This is a genomic window from Streptococcus sp. KHUD_010 (genome assembly GCF_040207525.1).
GTDB lineage: Bacteria > Bacillota > Bacilli > Lactobacillales > Streptococcaceae > Streptococcus > Streptococcus hominis.
Genome location: NZ_CP157941.1, coordinates 1,079,591 through 1,098,335, shown reverse-complemented (window position 1 = coordinate 1,098,335; position 18,745 = coordinate 1,079,591). Strand labels below are relative to the sequence as shown.

17 protein-coding genes are annotated in these 18,745 nt (G+C 39.8%); 13 read left to right on the top strand and 4 right to left on the bottom strand.

Annotated elements, in window-relative coordinates:
* The 7 genes from dapB to ABKA15_RS05435 all read left to right on the top strand — a co-directional run bounded on the left by dapB (position 1) and on the right by ABKA15_RS05435 (position 9,115).
* Positions 1 to 768 carry a 4-hydroxy-tetrahydrodipicolinate reductase gene (gene dapB, locus ABKA15_RS05465; protein ID WP_049512100.1) on the top strand — a complete coding sequence of 256 codons (768 nt, stop codon included), beginning with the start codon at positions 1 to 3 and terminating at the stop codon, positions 766 to 768.
* Positions 765 to 1,964: a CCA tRNA nucleotidyltransferase gene (locus tag ABKA15_RS05460; protein ID WP_049512102.1), complete on the top strand. Its 1,200-nt coding sequence runs from the start codon at positions 765 to 767 to the stop codon at positions 1,962 to 1,964. The genes dapB and ABKA15_RS05460 overlap by 4 nt, the downstream gene beginning before the upstream one ends.
* Positions 1,961 to 3,826 carry an ABC-F family ATP-binding cassette domain-containing protein gene (locus ABKA15_RS05455; protein ID WP_049512105.1) on the top strand — a complete coding sequence of 622 codons (1,866 nt, stop codon included), beginning with the start codon at positions 1,961 to 1,963 and terminating at the stop codon, positions 3,824 to 3,826. Before ABKA15_RS05460 ends, ABKA15_RS05455 begins: the two co-directional genes overlap by 4 nt.
* Before the next feature lie 307 nt (positions 3,827 to 4,133).
* Positions 4,134 to 5,180, top strand: coding sequence for a phenylalanine--tRNA ligase subunit alpha (gene pheS, locus ABKA15_RS05450; protein ID WP_049512106.1), 1,047 nt, complete (start codon positions 4,134 to 4,136; stop codon positions 5,178 to 5,180).
* A gap of 5 nt (positions 5,181 to 5,185) precedes the next feature.
* On the top strand, positions 5,186 to 5,713 hold the full coding sequence (locus ABKA15_RS05445; RefSeq protein WP_049512109.1) for a GNAT family N-acetyltransferase: 528 nt from the start codon (positions 5,186 to 5,188) through the stop codon (positions 5,711 to 5,713).
* A 123-nt stretch (positions 5,714 to 5,836) separates the two neighbouring features.
* A complete protein-coding gene (gene pheT, locus ABKA15_RS05440) occupies positions 5,837 to 8,242 on the top strand; it encodes a phenylalanine--tRNA ligase subunit beta (protein WP_049512111.1) in 2,406 nt (801 codons plus the stop codon).
* Positions 8,243 to 8,332: 90 nt separating this feature from the next.
* On the top strand, positions 8,333 to 9,115 hold the full coding sequence (locus tag ABKA15_RS05435; RefSeq protein ID WP_049512113.1) for a nucleotidyltransferase domain-containing protein: 783 nt from the start codon (positions 8,333 to 8,335) through the stop codon (positions 9,113 to 9,115).
* Positions 9,116 to 9,198: 83 nt separating this feature from the next.
* Here the strand turns inward: ABKA15_RS05435 and ABKA15_RS05430 are convergent, their stop codons facing one another.
* The 3 genes from ABKA15_RS05430 to gorA form a co-directional block, all read right to left on the bottom strand.
* The gene (locus ABKA15_RS05430) at positions 9,199 to 9,672 is read right to left on the bottom strand and encodes a GNAT family N-acetyltransferase (protein ID WP_049512115.1); all 474 of its coding nucleotides are present in this window, start codon (positions 9,670 to 9,672) and stop codon (positions 9,199 to 9,201) included.
* 146 nt (positions 9,673 to 9,818) lie between these two features.
* Positions 9,819 to 10,361 carry a biotin transporter BioY gene (locus ABKA15_RS05425; protein WP_049512117.1) on the bottom strand — a complete coding sequence of 181 codons (543 nt, stop codon included), beginning with the start codon at positions 10,359 to 10,361 and terminating at the stop codon, positions 9,819 to 9,821.
* Between the two features lie 571 nt (positions 10,362 to 10,932).
* Positions 10,933 to 12,282, bottom strand: coding sequence for a glutathione-disulfide reductase (gene gorA / locus ABKA15_RS05420; protein ID WP_049512118.1), 1,350 nt, complete (start codon positions 12,280 to 12,282; stop codon positions 10,933 to 10,935).
* 259 nt (positions 12,283 to 12,541) lie between these two features.
* On the opposite strand from gorA, the gene ABKA15_RS05415 reads away from it, so the two are divergent.
* The 3 genes from ABKA15_RS05415 to ABKA15_RS05405 are packed head-to-tail and all read left to right on the top strand — an operon-like array spanning position 12,542 to position 15,649.
* Positions 12,542 to 13,696, top strand: a complete 1,155-nt coding sequence (locus ABKA15_RS05415; RefSeq protein WP_049512120.1) for an efflux RND transporter periplasmic adaptor subunit — start codon at positions 12,542 to 12,544, stop codon at positions 13,694 to 13,696.
* A complete protein-coding gene (locus ABKA15_RS05410; protein ID WP_049512122.1) occupies positions 13,680 to 14,372 on the top strand; it encodes an ABC transporter ATP-binding protein in 693 nt (230 codons plus the stop codon). The genes ABKA15_RS05415 and ABKA15_RS05410 overlap by 17 nt, the downstream gene beginning before the upstream one ends.
* Positions 14,372 to 15,649, top strand: coding sequence for an ABC transporter permease (locus tag ABKA15_RS05405; RefSeq protein WP_049512124.1), 1,278 nt, complete (start codon positions 14,372 to 14,374; stop codon positions 15,647 to 15,649). Before ABKA15_RS05410 ends, ABKA15_RS05405 begins: the two co-directional genes overlap by 1 nt.
* A gap of 108 nt (positions 15,650 to 15,757) precedes the next feature.
* Here the strand turns inward: ABKA15_RS05405 and ABKA15_RS05400 are convergent, their stop codons facing one another.
* Positions 15,758 to 15,928, bottom strand: coding sequence for a DUF3042 family protein (locus ABKA15_RS05400; protein WP_003024081.1), 171 nt, complete (start codon positions 15,926 to 15,928; stop codon positions 15,758 to 15,760).
* 77 nt (positions 15,929 to 16,005) lie between these two features.
* Here ABKA15_RS05400 and miaA point away from each other — a divergent pair, with 77 nt between their 5' ends.
* Genes miaA through ABKA15_RS05385 form a run of 3 tightly spaced genes read left to right on the top strand, consistent with a single transcriptional unit; the run spans position 16,006 to position 18,743 of the window.
* Entirely contained in the window at positions 16,006 to 16,890 is an 885-nt protein-coding gene (gene miaA, locus ABKA15_RS05395) for a tRNA (adenosine(37)-N6)-dimethylallyltransferase MiaA (RefSeq protein WP_049512125.1), read from the top strand.
* Complete coding sequence (hflX, locus tag ABKA15_RS05390; protein WP_049512126.1) at positions 16,883 to 18,121, top strand: GTPase HflX; 1,239 nt, start codon at positions 16,883 to 16,885, stop codon at positions 18,119 to 18,121. Before miaA ends, hflX begins: the two co-directional genes overlap by 8 nt.
* Positions 18,114 to 18,743 carry a cystathionine beta-lyase gene (locus tag ABKA15_RS05385; protein ID WP_186832694.1) on the top strand — a complete coding sequence of 210 codons (630 nt, stop codon included), beginning with the start codon at positions 18,114 to 18,116 and terminating at the stop codon, positions 18,741 to 18,743. The genes hflX and ABKA15_RS05385 overlap by 8 nt, the downstream gene beginning before the upstream one ends.
* Positions 18,744 to 18,745: the final 2 nt, after the last annotated feature.

The following is an 18,745-nucleotide window of genomic DNA, read 5'->3' as shown; positions in this document are numbered from 1 at the left end:
ATGAGTATAAAGGTCATTATTGCTGGTTTCAAAGGAAAAATGGGACAAGCTGCTTATAACATGGTGACAGAAGATCCTGCATTAGAGCTCGTTGGATTGCTTGACCCACTTACTCCAGAAAAAGAAGTAGCTGGTGTTCCCGTTTTTAATCAGAAAGAAGATTTGAGTGGTGTAGAAGCGGATGTGTGGGTTGATTTTACAACTCCTAAAGTAGCGTATGAAAATACTCGTTTTGCATTAGAGCATGGTTTTGCACCTGTGGTCGGAACGACTGGATTTACATCAGATGAAATCAAAGAGTTAGTTGAGTTTTCTCGGCAAAAAGAGCTAGGAGGCTTGATTGCTCCTAATTTTGCTGTGGGAGCGGTTCTTTTGATGCAATTTGCAACGCAGGCAGCTAAATATTTTCCAGATGTGGAAATCATTGAATTACATCATGATCAGAAAAAGGATGCGCCGAGCGGCACAGCGATTAAAACAGCTGAATTGATCAGCAAGGTTCGCCCCAAGAAGCATCAAGGTGCAATGGACGAAAAAGAAATATTGGCAGGAGCACGTGGTGCAGAAATGGACGGCATGCGCATTCATTCGGTTCGTTTACCAGGATTGGTGGCTCATCAAGAAGTCATCTTTGGCGGTCAAGGTGAAGGACTGACACTTCGTCATGATTCGTACGATCGTAAGTCTTTCATGACGGGGGTGAATTTAGGTATTAAGGAAGTGGTCAAGAAAAAAGAGCTTGTCTACGGATTGGAATATTTGTTATGAGATTAAAAAATCTGCCTTCTGAATTTCAGGAGGCTTTACCAGTATTAAAGAAGATTAAGAATGCCGGTTTTGAGGCGTACTTTGTCGGTGGTTCAGTCCGCGATGCTTTATTGAATCGACCGATTCATGATGTGGATATTGCAAGTTCTAGTTATCCAGAAGAAACCAAACGTATTTTTGAGCGAACGATTGATGTCGGAATTGAGCATGGGACAGTTTTAGTCTTAGAGGACAATCATGAATATGAAGTGACGACTTTTCGGACAGAGGATATCTATGTAGACTATCGCAGACCTAGCCATGTCACGTTTGTTCGTTCTCTAAAAGAAGATTTAAAACGGCGCGATTTCACGATCAATGCTTTGGCTTTGGATGAAGCAAGGAATGTGATTGATTTATTTGAAGGGTTAGCTGATTTAGAAAATCAGATTTTACGTGCTGTAGGAATACCTTCGGAACGTTTCAACGAAGACGCCTTGCGCATTATGCGAGGATTTCGTTTTCAGGCAGCTTTAGGGTTTGATTTGGACACAGATACATTTCAGGCTATGAAACTGTGTGCACCACTATTAGAAAAAATTTCTGTAGAGCGGACTTTCATTGAATTTGACAAACTACTGACAGCGTCTTATTGGCGTAAAGGATTGAAAAGTCTGCTTGCCAGTGGTGCAACAGACTATTTGCCTGACATGCGCAGCAGCCAATCTCAGTTGGAAAAGATGTTTGATGTTAAAGCAGATTTTCAATTTACGAGTTCAGAGCAAGCTTGGGCTACTCTTTTAATGACTCTTCAAGTAAAAAATGTTAAAAAATTCCTCAAGCATTGGAAAACTTCAAATGAATTTCAAAAGCGCGTAGAGCAAATTGTCACGATTTATAATATTCGCCAAAGGCATTTTCTGAATAAGGAAGAATGCTATCGTTTTGAACTGGACCTGATGATGCAAGCAGAAGAAATTCGTCAAGCACAGGGATTAGCTGTTGATTTTGAAAAGATTCATTCTACTTATGATTCACTAACGATTCATGATAAACATGAAATTGTCGTCAATGGTGGTCTGTTAATCAAAGAATTTGGCTTTAAGCCGAGTCCTGCTTTAGGACAGCTCTTGACTGAGATTGAGACAGCTATTGTGAATGGTACCTTGGACAACCGTCTGGAGGCTATTTTAGCTTTTGTAGAGGAGAGAAGATGAGTGACTTTATTGTTGAAAAGTTGACTAAAACGGTGGGAGATAAGACTGTTTTTAAAAATATTTCCTTTATTATTCATGGTTTGGATCGGATTGGCTTGATTGGGGTTAATGGAACTGGAAAAACGACCCTTTTGAATGTTCTGTCTGGAAAATCTGGATTTGATGGGGATGTCAATCCCTTTTCTGCTCATTCAGACTATAAAATCGGTTACTTAACTCAAGAACCGCACTTTGATGACGATAAAACAGTGCTAGATACGGTTTTATCTAGCAATCTGCGAGAAATGCAGCTTATTCGTGAGTATGAGCTATTGCTGTCTAACTATGATGAAAGCAATCAATCTCGTTTAGAGAAGATTATGGCTGAAATGGATGCTCTTCAAGCATGGGAAATTGAAAGTCAAGTTAAGACTGTTTTGTCTAAACTGGGTTTAAATGACTTATCTGCTAAGGTCGGCGACCTGTCAGGTGGTTTGCGACGCCGAGTGCAATTGGCGCAAGTCTTGTTAGGAGACGATGACTTATTGCTCCTTGATGAGCCGACCAACCATTTGGATATTGATAGTATCGAATGGCTGACGAATTTTTTGAAGAATTCCAAAAAAACGGTTCTTTTCATTACTCATGACCGCTATTTTCTAGACCATGTTTCGACACGAATTTTTGAATTGGACAACGGGGATTTACTTGAATATCAAGGAAATTATCAAGATTACGTCCGTTTGAAGGCGGAACAAGACGAACGAGATGCTGCCCTTCTCCATAAAAAACAGCAGCTTTATAAACAGGAATTATCCTGGATGCGTCGCCAACCACAGGCTAGAGCAACCAAGCAACAAGCTCGAATCAATCGTTTTCAAGATTTGAAAAAGGATTTATCTGATCAAGCAACTCAGACAGACTTAGAAATGAATTTCGAGACCAGTCGTATTGGGAAGAAAGTGATTGAATTTAAAGATGTGGACTTTGCTTATGGTGACAAGAAGATTCTTTCTCATTTCAATTTGTTAGTTCAAAATAAAGATCGGATTGGGATTGTGGGGGATAATGGTGTTGGAAAATCTACCTTGCTCAATCTAATTGCTGGGAAATTAGCACCTCAATCTGGTCAATTGATCATTGGTGAGACGGTTCGTGTGGCTTATTTCTCACAGCAAATTGAAGGGTTGGACGAATCCAAACGCGTTATTAATTTCTTGCAGGAAGTCGCAGAAGAAGTTAAGACATCGGTGGGGACGACATCTATTGCTGAACTGCTAGAACAATTTCTCTTTCCTCGCTCCACTCATGGAACTTTGATTGAAAAATTGTCCGGAGGAGAGAAAAAACGGCTTTACCTTCTCAAGTTATTGTTGGAAAAGCCGAATGTTTTGCTGTTGGATGAGCCGACTAATGACTTAGATATTGCGACATTAACGGTGCTGGAAAATTTTTTGCAAAGCTTTGCCGGCCCAGTTATGACTGTTAGTCACGATCGGTATTTCCTTGATAAAGTAGCAGATAAGATTTTAGCCTTTGAAGAGGGAACTATCAGAGAATATTTCGGTAATTATACTGATTATCTGGATGAAAAGGCGTTTGAGCTAGAGAGATCTGCCATTTCCCAACAACCTGAAAAGGAAAAAGTAGCTAAAGTGCGAGAGGAAAAGAAGCGTTTAAGCTACTTTGAAAAACAGGAGTGGGAGTCTATTGAGGGAGATATAGAGAAGCTTGAGGAGGAAATTGTAGCTATTGAGCGGGAAATGCAGGAATATGCTTCGGACTTCAGTCGACTCGCTGAACTTCAAAAAGAACTGGATGGTAAAAACGATTTACTTTTGGAGAAATATGAGCGCTACGAATACTTGAGCGAGCTAGTATAGAATCGACTGCTGCCTGTAATGTATGTTGAGTACGATTACCTTTTTAAACAAGGTCTATTTACAAGTCCTATAAAATTTGGTATAATACCAATTAATTAAATAAGAATCCGCAAGACTAGTAGCTTAGGGGAAGTTTGACAGGGAGAAGAGCCAGAGACTGAGAGCTCTTTAGATGGAATCTAGGTGAATTCACTTGCAAAGGGATTTAGAATTAAGGTCTGGAAAACCAGATGAAAACGGATGGTACCGCGTGTCAACGCTCCGCTTATGGAGTTTGGCATGCGGTTTTTATATTTGGAGGAATTATATGTCAACCATTGAAGAACAATTAAATAAGCTTAGAGAAGAAACGCTGGCGTCGTTGAAAAAAATCTCGACTGAAAATGAAAAAGAAATGCAGAATCTACGAGTTTCTGTTCTTGGGAAAAAAGGCTCTTTAACAGAGATTTTAAAGGGCATGAAAGACGTCTCTGCTGATATGCGTCCGATTATTGGGAAGCATGTCAATGAAGCGCGAGATGTGTTGACCGCTGCTTTTGAAGAATCGTCAAAGTTACTGGAAGAGCAAAAAGTTGCCAATCAGTTGGCGAGTGAGTCTGTAGATGTCACCCTTCCTGGTCGGAAAATTCCTGCTGGGAATCGTCATGTTCTTAGCCAGACAAGTGAAGAAATTGAAGATATTTTTATTGGGATGGGTTATCAAGTTGTAGATGGTTTTGAAGTCGAAACAGACTATTACAACTTTGAGCGGATGAATTTACCAAAAGACCACCCAGCGCGTGATATGCAGGATACTTTCTATATTACAGAAGAAATTTTACTGCGGACTCACACTAGTCCGGTTCAAGCTCGAGCGATGGATGCACATGATTTTTCTAAAGGACCTTTGAAAATGATTTCGCCAGGGCGTGTGTTCCGACGGGATACGGATGATGCGACGCATTCTCATCAATTTCATCAAATTGAAGGTTTGGTTGTCGGGAAAAATATTTCTATGGCAGACCTTCAAGGAACATTGCAGCTCATTGTGCAAAAAATGTTTGGAGAAGACCGCAGTATTCGTCTGCGTCCGTCTTATTTCCCATTTACAGAGCCGTCTGTTGAAGTGGATGTTTCCTGCTTCAAATGCGGTGGTCAAGGGTGCAATGTTTGCAAAAAGACTGGCTGGATTGAAATTATGGGAGCTGGAATGGTGCACCCTCGTGTCCTTGAAATGAGTGGCATTGATGCTGATGTTTATTCTGGCTTTGCTTTTGGACTGGGTCAAGAACGGGTGGCTATGCTGCGCTACGGTATCAATGATATTCGTGGCTTCTATCAAGGTGATGTTCGTTTTTCAGAACAATTTAAATAAATGCTATGTTAGTAAAAGTAAAAGAAGGACAGGTTGAAGTTCTACGAGAACTGGAAGTGAAAACTTATCAAGAAACTTTCGGCCCTTATATTAAAGTGGAAGATATGCAAGATTATTTTACTCATGAACTCTCCCTTGAGCAGATTCAGAAGGATTTGGCGCAAATAGAGTCGGAGACCTATTTTGCACTAGATGAGAAAGAAAAGATTGTTGGCTTTCTCAAATTTAACTGGGGGCAAGCACAGACTGAGCCCGTAGAGGCAGAATACTTAATGGAGAATGCTTTTGAGGTTCATCGGATTTATGTTTTGAAACCTTATCAAGGACAGGGCTTTGGCAAGGAAATGTTTAATTTTGTCATGCAAGAAGCTACTAAACGAAAGTTTTCGTGGATTTGGTTAGGTGTTTGGGAAAAGAATTTCAAAGCGCAAAACTTTTACTTTAAATATGGTTTTGAACGTTTTAGTGAGCATGAATATGCGACTGGTGAAACGGTTGATATTGACTGGCTCATTCGGAAAGAATTAAATTAAGCGAAAAAGCACTTGGCTTGGGTACTTGTCCCAGCCTCAAAAAGAAAGGAAGTAATATGAGGCAAAATTTTTGAGCAGAAACAATAGTTCTCAAAGATTTCTATGCACTCATATAGATGAATTATGCTAGTAAGTTATAAATGGTTAAAAGAACTAGTTGACGTAACTGTTCTGAGTGAAGAATTAGCTGAAAAAATGTCAACGACAGGGATTGAAGTAGAAGGGGTCAGCTCTCCTGCTGAGGGATTGTCAAAAATTGTAGTTGGTGAAGTAGTCAGCTGTGAAGATGTAGCTGAAACACATCTCCATGTCTGTCAAGTGAATGTTGGAGAAGAAGCGCTTCGACAAATCGTTTGCGGCGCTCCAAATATACGAGCAGGAATCAAGGTTATGGTAGCTCTTCCAGGAGCTCGTATTGCAAATAATTATAAGATTAAAAAAGGAAAAATCCGTGGTTTAGAATCCCTTGGAATGATTTGTTCTCTTGGAGAATTAGGCATTTCAGACTCGGTTGTTCCAAAAGAATTTTCCGATGGCATTCAAATCCTGCCAGAAGAAGCTGTGCCGGGGGATTCTGTTTTTCCTTACCTTGACCTAGATGATGAAATTATTGAGCTTTCTATCACACCGAACCGTGCAGATGCGCTTTCAATGCGTGGAGTAGCGTATGAGGTAGCAGCTATCTACGACAAGTCAGTTCATTTTAAAGATTTTCCGTTGTTAGAAGCACAAGAGCAAGCTGCAGAACAACTCTCTGTTGCGATTGAAACGGACAAGGCGCCTTTTTATGCAGCACGTATTTTGGAAAATGTAACCATTGCTCCAAGTCCGCAATGGCTTCAAAATCTGCTGATGAATGCAGGAATTCGTCCTATCAATAATGTAGTAGATGTGACAAATTATATTTTGCTTTACTTTGGTCAACCAATGCACGCCTTTGATTTAGATACTTTTAAGGGCAATCAAATTGTGGTGCGCGAAGCGCATACGGGTGAAAAATTAGTAACTCTTGATGATGAAGAGCGCGAATTAGAAACGAGCGATCTTGTGATTGCAGTAGCAGATAAGCCAGTCGCTCTTGCTGGTGTCATGGGTGGAGCTGCAACGGAAATTTCTCCTCAATCAAGGCGTGTAGTGCTTGAAGCAGCAGTTTTTGACGGAACTTCTATTCGTAAGACAAGCGGGCGTCTCAATCTTCGTTCAGAATCATCTTCTCGTTTTGAAAAAGGAATTAACCTAGCGACAGTAACAGAAGCTCTAGATGCTGCGGCTAGTATGATTGCAGATCTTGCAGGTGCAACAGTACAAGCCGGTATCGTCTCAGCAGGTCAAGTGGACACATCAGATGTTGAAGTTGTTTCAACATTGGCAGATGTCAATCGTGTACTTGGAACGGAATTAACTTATACAGATATTGAAGATGTTTTCCGCCGTCTTGGTTTTGGTCTTACTGGCAATGCAGAGAAATTCACAGTCAGCGTACCACGCCGTCGTTGGGACATTCACATTGAAGCAGACCTTTATGAGGAGATTGCGCGTATCTATGGTTATGATAAATTACCAGCAACTCTTCCAAAAGGTGACGGGACAGCTGGTGAATTGACAGAAACCCAAAAACTCCGCCGCAAGGTTCGCACAGTAGCAGAAGGTGCTGGTCTGACAGAAGTTATCACCTATGCTTTGACCACTCCTGAAAAAGCTGTGCAATTCAGCACCAACCCAAGTAACTTGACAGAGTTAATGTGGCCTATGACAGTAGATCGTAGTGTCCTTCGTCAAAATATGGTAGCTGGCATTTTGGATACCGTTGCCTATAATGTAGCACGTAAAAATAAGGACTTGGCTCTGTATGAAATCGGAAAAGTCTTCGAGCAAACGAGGAATCCACAGGAAGAATTGCCGACTGAAATTAACAGCTTTGCCTTTGCTTTGACAGGTTTGGTTACTGAAAAGGATTTTCAAACTCCGGCTGTACCAGTTGATTTCTTTTATGCAAAAGGAATTTTAGAAGCACTTTTGGACCGTCTGGGTCTAAACGTAGAATACACAGCGACACAAGCATTCACTAGTATGCATCCAGGTCGTACAGCGACTATTTCACTAGACGGACAAGTCATTGGTTTTGTCGGTCAAGTTCATCCAGTAGTTGCTAAAGCCTATAATATTCCAGAAACTTATGTAGCAGAAGTCAGCTTGACAGCGGTTGAACAAGCAATTCAACCAGCAAAACCATTTGTAGAAGTTACTAAATTCCCAGCTGTAACACGTGATATTGCTTTGCTTCTTAAAGCAGAAATCAGTCACAAAGAAGTCGTTGAAGCTATTGAAGCTGCTCGTGTGAAGCGTTTGACAGATATTAAATTGTTTGATGTCTTCTCAGGTGAAAAACTTGGGCTTGGTATGAAGTCCATGGCTTACACTTTGACTTTCCAAAATCCAGAGGGTACGCTAGAAGATGAGGAAGTAGCTCGCTATATGGAAAAAATCCAAAAGTCTCTTGAAGAAACGCTTGGTGCAGAAGTGCGATAAGACGTGAAAAGTTCCTAAATTGAAGTTTAGGAGTTTTTTCTTGTAGCAATATAATGTATAATAAGGAAAAGTTTTATATCGGAGGAGAAAATGACAGTTTTTACACAACTTTGGAAAGCATTTTCCAATTTACCAGAAGTGACAGCGATTGCTTTAGGCGGATCTCGTAGCGGAGAAACTTATGATGAGACTTCGGACTATGATTTATATATTTACTGCACGAGCATTCCAGATGAAGACAGTCGGAAGTTGATTTTGACCCAATATTGTTCTTATATGGAAATAAGCAATCAATTTTGGGAATTGGAAGATGACTGTACCTTAAATAATGGTATTGATATTGATATTCTTTATCGAAACATTCGCGATTTTGCGCAAGATATTGAAAATGTTGTCGAAAAATACCAAGCAGGAAATGGCTACACCACCTGCTTTTGGCACAATTTAAAAACCTGCAAGATTCTTTATGATGCTAACGGAGAGTTCGGAAAATTGAAAAAACGGTTTGACGTTCCTTTTCCTCCGAAATTAAAAGACAACATCATTTCACGAAATTTTAGTTTGTTAACCGAGCATTTGCCATCCTATGATACGCAGATTTTAAAAGCAGCAAAACGAAAAGACTTTGTCAGTGTCAATCATCGTATAGCGGCCTTTTTAGAATCCTATTTTGACATCATTTTCGCAGTTAATGAATTGACCCACCCCGGCGAGAAGAGAATGATATCATATGCAGCAGCGCATGCGAACCTTCTTCCTAATCAATTTGAGCAATCTTTAAATACTTTACTAATGAGCATTACTGCTAGACCCGAAATTCTCGAAAAACAATTAAGGGAAATTATTGTAAATTTAGAGGGAATTTTATCATAAAATCGGCTGGAATTGAGTATAAAAAAACGGCTTAAACCGTTTTTCGTATTGCAGTTGTTTTCTCTCTTACTCATGCACTTTTCCTATTTCTTTAAAATTTTTTCCATGATTGTTTGTTGGGGCTTTAGAGCTAAACGTTCATAAAAGCGCAAGGCAGCGACATTATCATTCCATACATCAAGGGTTAAGTTGTAACAGTCAATTTCTTGGGCAAGTTCTTCTGCAAAATGGCAGAGCTGCTCACCAATTTTTTGACCACGAGCATTTTCATCAACGCAAAGTTCTTCAATAAAAAGCGTTTTGATAGGTGTTTGTGCGAGACTTTGTGGTTCTTTAATGATGCAAAAGAGATGACCTAAGATTTTTCCTTCTTCATTTTCAAAGACAAAGATTGGTGTATTTTCCTGAGACATCAGTGTTTTCAACTCTTCATCGTTGAATTTGCGACCACTCTCTTTGAAAATATCTGGTCGAACTTTATGATGAACAAGCAAGACTTGCTCTAAAAGATGATTGAGTACTGGAATATCGCTTGGGATTGCTTTTCTAATAGGCATAGTGAACTCCTTTTGTGACCACCGGTCATTTTTATATAAAATATTATATGACTATCAGTCATTTTTGTTAAGAACAAAATGCAAAAAGTTTTTGAGTCATATAAAAATAATGCTATGAGCGAGTTTTAAGACTGTTTGTACAATATTTATTTTATTAGCTTAAAGTAAGGATGGTTTTTTAAATTTTTAAAAATAGGAATAGTAACAAGACTAATTACGATGAGTTTTATGAAATCTGGTAGGATAAAAGGAATAATTCCAACAGTGATAGCTTTATCTAAGCTAAATCTTGCTAATAACATTAAACCAAGTACACCACCGACAAAAACAAAAGCATCTCCGAGTAGATTGGCTAAGAATATCGTCAAAAAGCTACTATTTTTGGAAGTTAGACTAGCTGTTACTAGGGCGTAGAACAAATAAAACCAGAGATAACCTGCATTTGGACCAACAAGTGCTTGAAATCCACCGTTTCCTCCTGCAAAGACAGGCAGACCGATAGCGCCTAAGAGAAGATAAAGAGCGACTGCTAATAGAGCTTCTTTTCGATGAAAAATAGTAGCCACTAAGCCAATTGCCATATTTTGCAGAGCAAAAGGTACCGGACCGATAGGAATGGTAATTTGAGCAAAAACGGCTATCAAAGCTGCGCCAATTGCTGGCAAAATGAGTGTAAATGATTTTTTCATAATTGTAACCCTTTGTTTTATAACATGGTAACTATTATAAAATAAATAAAAAAAATGTCAAGGGTTAAATAAAAAGGTGAAAGACTGAATTTACCTTTTTGTCAAAATGGTTACTTTTTCCGCGATATTGCTTTTCTTTTATTTTTACTGCGAAAGAATAATATCAAAAATGCAATTAGTCCAAAGACATTTAAGAAAATAAGTAGGACAGTTACAAGAATTGTTTTAGTTTTTTGTATAAAAGCACCTCCTCGTAAAATAGCTTTGAGATTATCATAACAAAATTTGCATCTTTATCAACTAAAAAATCACAGGAAAAAGGAGAGGCTAGGCAAAAAGTGTCCCAGCTTCTATCAGATTTAGTAATAAACGAATAACGCAGTAGGTGATTGAGCTCTTCATTCGTTTTTCAAGACCGGAAGAGTCCCACTTCCTAGCGGATAAAATGAAAGAATAAGTTATGGAATGAGAAGAAGTTATCGTGTAAACTAAAATAGTCAGAAGCGCTGGTTGCAATTCTGACTATTGAGATAAAGTTGGAAAAATTCGGGGAGTAAGATATTCATGACGCTCAGCGCATGGTGACAAACTCTTCTGAACCGGTTGGGTGAATGGCGACAGTCGCATCAAAATCTGCCTTGGTAGCTCCCATTTTAATAGCAACGGCAAAACCTTGAATCATTTCATCAACACCATAGCCAATAGCGTGGAGACCGATGACTTTCTCATCTGGCCCAGTTGTAATGAGCTTGAACTTAGCTTGTTGTCGGTGTTGGGTGACAGCTGAATACATGGAGGTGAAACTAGAGGTATAAATATGGAGATTTTCTGCTCCATATTGTTGGATTGCCTGTTCTTCAGTCAAGCCAACGGTTCCAATCGCTGGATGAGAGAAGACAACAGTTGGAATGTTAGAATAATCCATTTTAGCTTCAGTTTTTCCATTAAATAAGCGCTCGGCTAAGGTACGACCTGCTTTGATAGCAACAGGGGTTAATTCTTTTTCGCCTGTAACATCTCCTAGAGCATAAATCCCCGGTGTTGCTGTATTTTGAAATTCGTCAACTGCTATAAAGCCACGAGAATTTAGGGTAACACCAGCCGCCTCTAAATTCAACCCTTTGGTGTTTGCAGTTCGCCCAGTTGCCCAGATGACGTGTTGAGCGGTGTGGCTCGTTCCGTCCTCAAAGGTAATGCGAATCGATCCGTTTTCAAGTTTTTCAAGCTTTTCTGGTATTTTGTGAGTATGTAGAGTAGGACCTGATTTCTTCATTTCTTCCACAAGACCATCAATGATATAAGAATCAAAGTTGCGGAGAGGACGATCTCGACGAACGAAAAGGTCTGTTTTTACACCCAGAGCATGAAGAAGTCCAGCTAGTTCAACTGCAATATAGCCGGCACCAAGAATGGCAACGGATTGAGGGAGTTCTTCCCATGCAAAAACATCGTCAGAGGTTTCACCGAATTCTGCTCCGGATACTGCTGGAATATGAGGGTGAGCACCAGTTGCGATGACAATGTGCTTGGCTTGGATAAGCTCGCCGTTGACTTCAACCGTATGACGGTCTATGAATTTAGCGCGACCTTCAATCAGCTCGACGCCATTTCTATTGAAACTATTATTGTAAGAATTGCGGGCACGATCAATATAGGCTTCGCGATTTTTCCGAAGCATCTTAAAATCAAACTGCTGATTATCCGAAATAAAACCATAGTCTGGTCCGTAATCTTGAATGGCTTCAGCGATTTGGGCACCATACCACATGATTTTTTTAGGAACACAGCCGACGTTGACACAGGTGCCTCCTAATTTCTTTTCTTCAATAACGGCAGCTTTTGCACCGTGTTCTCCAGCACGATTCATGGTTGCAATTCCTCCGCTACCGCCCCCAATAGCAATGATGTCAAATATTCTCATACGAGTCTCCTTTTATCTATAGTATGAAATCATTGTAACGTTTTTGGAAAATGATTGCAAAAATCTGCTACAAAAATTGATAAAAGGCTTGATTATTCAATTGTATTATTGTATTATATATTTAATACAATATGAAATAACTAGAAAGAAGGTAGACGGATGTTAAAAGAGTAAAGGATTTCTTATAGATGCTATTTTATTTTTAATCGTATGTGTTATAATATAAAAAATAGACCGTTTTCATCAGGAGGAGAAAGAGATGAAAAAATTGAAAAAGTGGCAGTTGTACAGCTTGATTGGTGTAACTGTGGTTGTCGTTTTAGGAGCGATAGGTACGATGTTATTGTTTAATGGTAATAGTACTGCTGATAAAGATAAAGAAGAAACGATTCAAGTGCAGAAAGCAAAAGAAGGGTCAGTTGCTTCATCTGCTTTGCTGTCAGGAAATGTTGCGGCTAACAATGAGCAATATGTCTACTATGACGGGACAAAGGGCGATTTGGATAATGTTCTTGTAAATGTTGGAGATCAAGTTACAGCCGGACAAGCCTTAGTTCAATACAAGAGTGTTGAAGCACAAGCTACATATGATACTGCTGTTCGTGCTTTAAACAAGATTGATCGCCAAATTTATGATTTGAAAACGTATGGAACAACTGTTGATGTGACGGGTGATGCGGCTACAGATAATAAAACAACTGCGTCTGCACAACGTTCGGTGGATTCTCAATTAAACGATTTGCAGGACAGTCGCGCAGATGCTGTGGACAATGTCAATAAAGCACAGGCATTACTAGATGCAACGACTGTCACCAGTACAAATAATGGAACTGTAGTAGAAGTCAATCGTGATGTTTCTAAGTCTACGACAGGTACTAATCAAACACTCGTTCATATTGTCAATAACGGCAACCTTCAAGTAAAGGGAGAGCTATCAGAGTATAATCTAGCAAATCTTTCAGTTGGGCAAGAAGTGACGATTACGTCCAAGGTCTATCCAGATAAGAAATGGACTGGGAAAATCAGCTATATCTCAAATTATCCAAAAGACAGTCAAAATGCAGCGGCAGCTGGTGCAGGCACTGCAAATTCAGGAGCAAAATACCCCTATACAGTAGATATTACAAGTGAAATTGGTGATTTGAAGCAAGGATTTTCCGTCAATGTTGAAGTAAAAAACAATACAAGAGGGATTCTAGTGCCGGTCAGCAGCGTTGTTTCTGAAAACAATAAAAACTATGTTTGGACATTAGAAAAAGGAACTGCAAAAAAAGTGCAAGTGACACTAGGAAATGCAGATGCTAAAAATCAAGAAATCTCATCTGGTTTGACAAAAGATAGTAAAGTTATCACCAATCCAACAGATAGCTTGAAAGACGGTCAAGAGGTGAAATCGTATGAAGAAACTCATTGATTTAAAAAATGTTAGCAAAAGTTATCGCAATGGAGATCAGGAGCTTCAAGTTTTGAAAGATGTTCATTTAGAAGTTGAAGAAGGTGAATTTGTTGCGATTATGGGGCCTTCTGGCTCAGGAAAGTCAACCTTGATGAATATCATTGGTATGCTGGATCGCCCAACGAGTGGCGAATATTACTTGGAAGGTGAAGAAGTTGCCAAGCTCAGTGAGAAAAAGCTAGCCAAAGTGCGTAATCAGCAGATTGGCTTCGTTTTCCAACAATTCTTCCTCTTGTCAAAATTAAATGCTCTTCAAAATGTAGAACTTCCTTTGATTTATGCAGGGGTTTCTCAATCCAAACGGAAAGCTTTAGCAGAGCAATATCTTAAAAAAGTTGAGTTGGAAAAGCGGATGTACCATTTGCCGTCAGAACTTTCTGGTGGTCAAAAGCAACGAGTGGCTATTGCGCGTGCCTTGGTCAATCATCCCTCCATTATCTTAGCAGATGAGCCGACGGGAGCCTTGGATACCAAGACGGGTGAGCAAATTATGGAATTGCTGACGGAGTTAAATCGTGAAGGAAAAACCATTATCATGGTCACTCATGAGCTTGAGATTGCAGCCTTTGCAAAACGACAAATCGTTATTCGAGACGGTGTCATCTCGTCAGACAGTAAGAAAGGAGAAGCATGATGCAGAATTGGAAATTTGCAATCAACTCCATTATGGGGCATAAAATGCGCTCTTTCTTAACGATGTTGGGCATTATCATTGGTGTTATGTCTGTTGTGGTTATTGTGGCTCTAGGAAGTGGTATGTCAAATGCTTTCACAGATGTTCTAGGTGGTGCCCAGCAAGATGTTTCCTTATTTTACTCACACAAGAGAAGTAAAAACGGTGACGGTGTTATGACGTATCAAGAGATGCGTGATGATGCTGAAAGTGGAAATGGTGATGAGACAGTTTCGACAGAAGAAGAGCCTCAAATCCAAGAAGTTTGGGTCAAGCAAGCGGTTAATGATATTAACGGAATTGACAATTATTATGTTACAAATAACACAACCGCTACAGTAAATTATGGTAAGAAGAAGGCGGATAATATTCCTATAACGGGTATCAATTCCACTTACTTTACGGTAAAGAAATACCAAATCGTTGCAGGACGGACATTGAAATCAAATGATTATCAAACATTTGCAAGAGTTGTATTACTGGATACGAAACTAGCTGATATTCTTTTTGGAGGTGCAGATAAGGCGCTCAATCAGATTGTCCAGCTGGGATCTAATAATTACCGTGTGATTGGGGTTTATAAAGATCCGAATGAAACGCGAAATCGCTTAGCCAATATGAACAACGGAAATTTATTAATGGCTAACACTCAGTTAGCAGCTGAATACAATGTTGCTGAGATTATGAATGTCGTGGTACATGTTAAAAAATTAGATGATGTGTTGAAAGACGGAAGTGCAGCTGCGCGCTTGATGACAAAATTGTCTGGTGTGAGAGAAGGCGAGTACCAGATGTTTGATCAAGCCAGTCAATTGGCTGCTATCCAAAGTCAGGTTGCCATTGTGCAAGTGGTTTTTGGAGCGATTGCCGGGATAGCACTTCTCGTTGGTGGTATTGGTGTTATGAATATTATGCTTGTATCAGTGACAGAACGAACCCGTGAAATCGGTCTTCGAAAAGCCCTTGGAGCAACCCGTGGCAATATCTTGATGCAATTTGTCATTGAGTCAATGGTGTTGACAGCGATTGGCGGTTTGATTGGGCTTGCTTTAGCAGCTCTTATCGTGGCATCTATCGGTCATAGTTTGGATGCATTTTTCGGAGCTCCTCCAACCATTACGACGGTATCTGCTGTCGGAAGTGTGCTCTTTTCTGCAACTATCGGGATTGTTTTCGGTATTTTGCCAGCTAATAAGGCTTCTAAATTGGATCCGATTGAATCCTTGCGGTATGAATAAAAAACTGACCGTTGTAGTATGAGAAAAATGTTTTACAAAAAAACTCCAACAGATACTCATTTTTCTAGTGAGTTATCTATTGGAGTTTTTATATGAAATGAATGATTTTTAATGTGATACACGTTTGCGAGCTGCTTTTTTACGGTTTTCTTCGATGAAAGCTGCTTTCTTTTCTTCAGGTTCAATCACTTTTTTCTTGAATGTATAAACTGCACCTGCAACGGCAGCAACAGTACCAGCTACGCCAGTTACAACACCTTTAACAAATCCTTTAGCCATGAGATTTCTCCTTTTCTGAACTTTATTTATGTTATAATATATAGTAACGAAAAATTAAATTTTTTTCAAGGGAAAAGATGAAAACCAAGATAATTGTAATTGTAGGACCAACTGCTGTCGGAAAAACAGCTCTCAGTATAGACCTCGCAAAACGTTTCAACGGGGAGATTATTAGCGGTGATAGTCAGCAAGTGTATAGAAAACTGAACATCGGAACGGCTAAAGTCACTCCAGATGAGCAGGAGGGGATTCCTCATTATTTGATAGATGTTCGGGAAGTGACCGAGTTTTATTCGGCCTTTGACTTTGTAAAAGAAGCCGAGGCTGCTGTTGAGATGATTGTAGCAAAAGGAAAACTGCCGATTATTGCAGGCGGAACGGGGCTTTACATTCAAAGTTTGCTGGAGGGCTATCATCTGGGGGGGTCAGCTTCTCATGAGGATATTTTAGCCTATCGAGCTGAACTAGATACCTTGGCTGATGAGGAATTATTTGGCAAAATAGCAGAGCTGGGATTGGAAATTCCCCAGATTAACCGCAGGCGGGCTATGCGAGCGCTGGAAATTGCTCATTTGGGGAATGAACTTGAAAACAAACAGCCTGACTATGAAGCCCTGCTGATTTGTCTGGACGATGACCGAGAAGTTCTCTATGAGCGTATCAATCAGCGAGTAGATCTAATGCTGAAGGCTGGCCTTTTAGAAGAGGCAAAGTGGCTTTATGACAACTATCCACATGTCCAATCCAGCAAAGGAATTGGCTACAAGGAACTTTTCCCCTACTTTGCTGGGGAGTTGACCTTAGAGGAAGCTATCAATAAACTTAAACAAAATACTCGCCGCTTTGCTAAACGTCAGCTAACTTGGTTCAGAAATCGCATGAATGCTACTTTTTATCAGGTTTCAGAGCCGAATGTCAAAGAGCGGATTATGCAGGATATAGAGGAATTTTTGAATGATTGAAACAGAAAAACAGCAGGAACGAGTGATCCTCATCGGAGTAGAATTGCAGGGAATAGAAAACTTCTCTATGTCTATGGAAGAATTAGCCAGTTTAGCCAAGACTGCTGGCGCTCAGGTGGTTTCCTCTTACACTCAGAAACGAGAGAAGTATGACAGCAAGACTTTTGTTGGTGCTGGAAAATTAGAAGAAATCAAGCGTATGGTAGAAGCAGATGAGATTTCAACTGTCATTGTCAATAATCGTCTGACACCTCGCCAGAATATCAATTTGGAAGAAATTTTAAGGGTCAAGGTTATTGACCGCATGCAATTGGTTTTGGATATTTTTGCTATGCGGGCTAGAAGTCATGAAGGAAAACTTCAAGTTCACTTGGCTCAACTCAAATATCTCTTGCCTCGCTTGGTCGGGCAGGGGATTATGCTCAGCCGTCAGGCTGGGGGAATTGGTTCCCGTGGTCCTGGTGAAAGTCAGTTGGAACTCAATCGTCGTAGTGTTCGCAATCAGATTCATGATATTGAGCGCCAACTCAAAATTGTAGAGAAAAACCGCGCAACTGTGCGAGAGAAACGTCTGGATTCTAGTGTTTTTAAAATCGGTCTGATTGGTTACACTAATGCTGGAAAGTCTACGATTATGAATGCCTTGACCAACAAGAGTCAATATGAAGCGGACGAGCTTTTTGCCACTTTAGATGCGACAACAAAAAGCATCAATTTGACAGGTAGGCTGAATGTGACACTGACGGATACAGTCGGCTTTATTCAAGACTTACCGACCGAGCTAGTATCTAGCTTCAAATCCACTTTGGAAGAGAGTAAAAATGTGGACCTTTTAGTTCATGTGATTGACGCCAGCGACCCTAACCACGAAGAACATGAAAAAACAGTCTTGGCTATTATGAAGGACTTGGATATGCTAGATATTCCTCGCTTGACCCTCTATAATAAAGCAGACAAAGTAGAGAATTTTACTCTAACCTTAACTCCCTATGTCCTGATTTCGGCGAAAAATGAAAATAGCAGAGCAATTTTGCAGAATGCTCTGTTGAATAAGATGAGAGAACTCTTTGTCCCTTTTCGTATCAAGGTTAGTCCTAGCAAGGCTTATAAGTTACATGAATTGGAAAGTCTGGCAATCATTGACAAGAGAGAGTATCTGGAAGAAAGTGAAACAATTTCTGGCTATATAGCAGAAAAGAATAAATGGAGATTAGAAGAATTTTATGACTAATTATATCAATTTAGCACTTAAATATGGCGGTTTCACGAGCTTAGACCGTGTTTATCTAGGAAAGGTTTTGGACAAGTTGTCCGATTCGCAAAAAATGACTTTTATCACGCCACCGCCTAGCGTTATCAATGCGTATTTTTCGGAACTCTATCAAAAAAAGAGTCCGGAAGCTGCAATGGATTATTTTTTAGAATTAAGTAAAGAATTAGCCCTTTTTAATGACCACCCTAGTTTTGATGAGGAAAAACCTTTTATCCGCCTGAATCTTTCAGGTAAGTCTTATGGTTTCTGCTTTGAAAACGAAGATGGGATTGGTTTGATTTTTCCAGAATGTCCAGAGGTAATTCAGTCTGATCTGCTTTTTGAAATTGCTCAGATTTTTCCTCACTATTTGGTTTATGAAGAAGAAAATGTCATTCGGATGATGCCAGCTATTTCTGAAGAAGTAGTGCAAAAGCAGCCGCTCTCTGCTCTGACAGATCTTTATAAGCTAGCAGATGGTCGCCTGAAACTGGAAGGGTACAATCAGGAAGAGCTAAACCAGTTGGCTCAAGACTATTCTGGTCAGCTTTACTATCGCTCGCAGAATCGCTCTGCTATGATTTATATTAAGGAAAAATAGAG

Excerpts from the sequence above, each read along its gene's own strand:
- ABKA15_RS05425 (WP_049512117.1), bottom strand. The coding sequence starts at position 10,361 with ATGAAAAAATCATTTACACTCATTTTGCCAGCAATTGGCGCAGCTTTG.
- miaA (WP_049512125.1), top strand. The coding sequence starts at position 16,006 with ATGAAAACCAAGATAATTGTAATTGTAGGACCAACTGCTGTCGGAAAA.
- ABKA15_RS05415 (WP_049512120.1), top strand. The coding sequence starts at position 12,542 with ATGAAAAAATTGAAAAAGTGGCAGTTGTACAGCTTGATTGGTGTAACT.
- ABKA15_RS05445 (WP_049512109.1), top strand. The coding sequence starts at position 5,186 with ATGTTAGTAAAAGTAAAAGAAGGACAGGTTGAAGTTCTACGAGAACTG.
- dapB (WP_049512100.1), top strand. The coding sequence starts at position 1 with ATGAGTATAAAGGTCATTATTGCTGGTTTCAAAGGAAAAATGGGACAA.
- hflX (WP_049512126.1), top strand. The coding sequence starts at position 16,883 with ATGATTGAAACAGAAAAACAGCAGGAACGAGTGATCCTCATCGGAGTA.
- ABKA15_RS05400 (WP_003024081.1), bottom strand. The coding sequence starts at position 15,928 with ATGGCTAAAGGATTTGTTAAAGGTGTTGTAACTGGCGTAGCTGGTACT.
- ABKA15_RS05385 (WP_186832694.1), top strand. The coding sequence starts at position 18,114 with ATGACTAATTATATCAATTTAGCACTTAAATATGGCGGTTTCACGAGC.
- ABKA15_RS05410 (WP_049512122.1), top strand. The coding sequence starts at position 13,680 with ATGAAGAAACTCATTGATTTAAAAAATGTTAGCAAAAGTTATCGCAAT.
- pheT (WP_049512111.1), top strand. The coding sequence starts at position 5,837 with ATGCTAGTAAGTTATAAATGGTTAAAAGAACTAGTTGACGTAACTGTT.
- gorA (WP_049512118.1), bottom strand. The coding sequence starts at position 12,282 with ATGAGAATATTTGACATCATTGCTATTGGGGGCGGTAGCGGAGGAATT.
- ABKA15_RS05460 (WP_049512102.1), top strand. The coding sequence starts at position 765 with ATGAGATTAAAAAATCTGCCTTCTGAATTTCAGGAGGCTTTACCAGTA.
- ABKA15_RS05405 (WP_049512124.1), top strand. The coding sequence starts at position 14,372 with ATGCAGAATTGGAAATTTGCAATCAACTCCATTATGGGGCATAAAATG.
- ABKA15_RS05430 (WP_049512115.1), bottom strand. The coding sequence starts at position 9,672 with ATGCCTATTAGAAAAGCAATCCCAAGCGATATTCCAGTACTCAATCAT.
- pheS (WP_049512106.1), top strand. The coding sequence starts at position 4,134 with ATGTCAACCATTGAAGAACAATTAAATAAGCTTAGAGAAGAAACGCTG.
- ABKA15_RS05435 (WP_049512113.1), top strand. The coding sequence starts at position 8,333 with ATGACAGTTTTTACACAACTTTGGAAAGCATTTTCCAATTTACCAGAA.
- ABKA15_RS05455 (WP_049512105.1), top strand. The coding sequence starts at position 1,961 with ATGAGTGACTTTATTGTTGAAAAGTTGACTAAAACGGTGGGAGATAAG.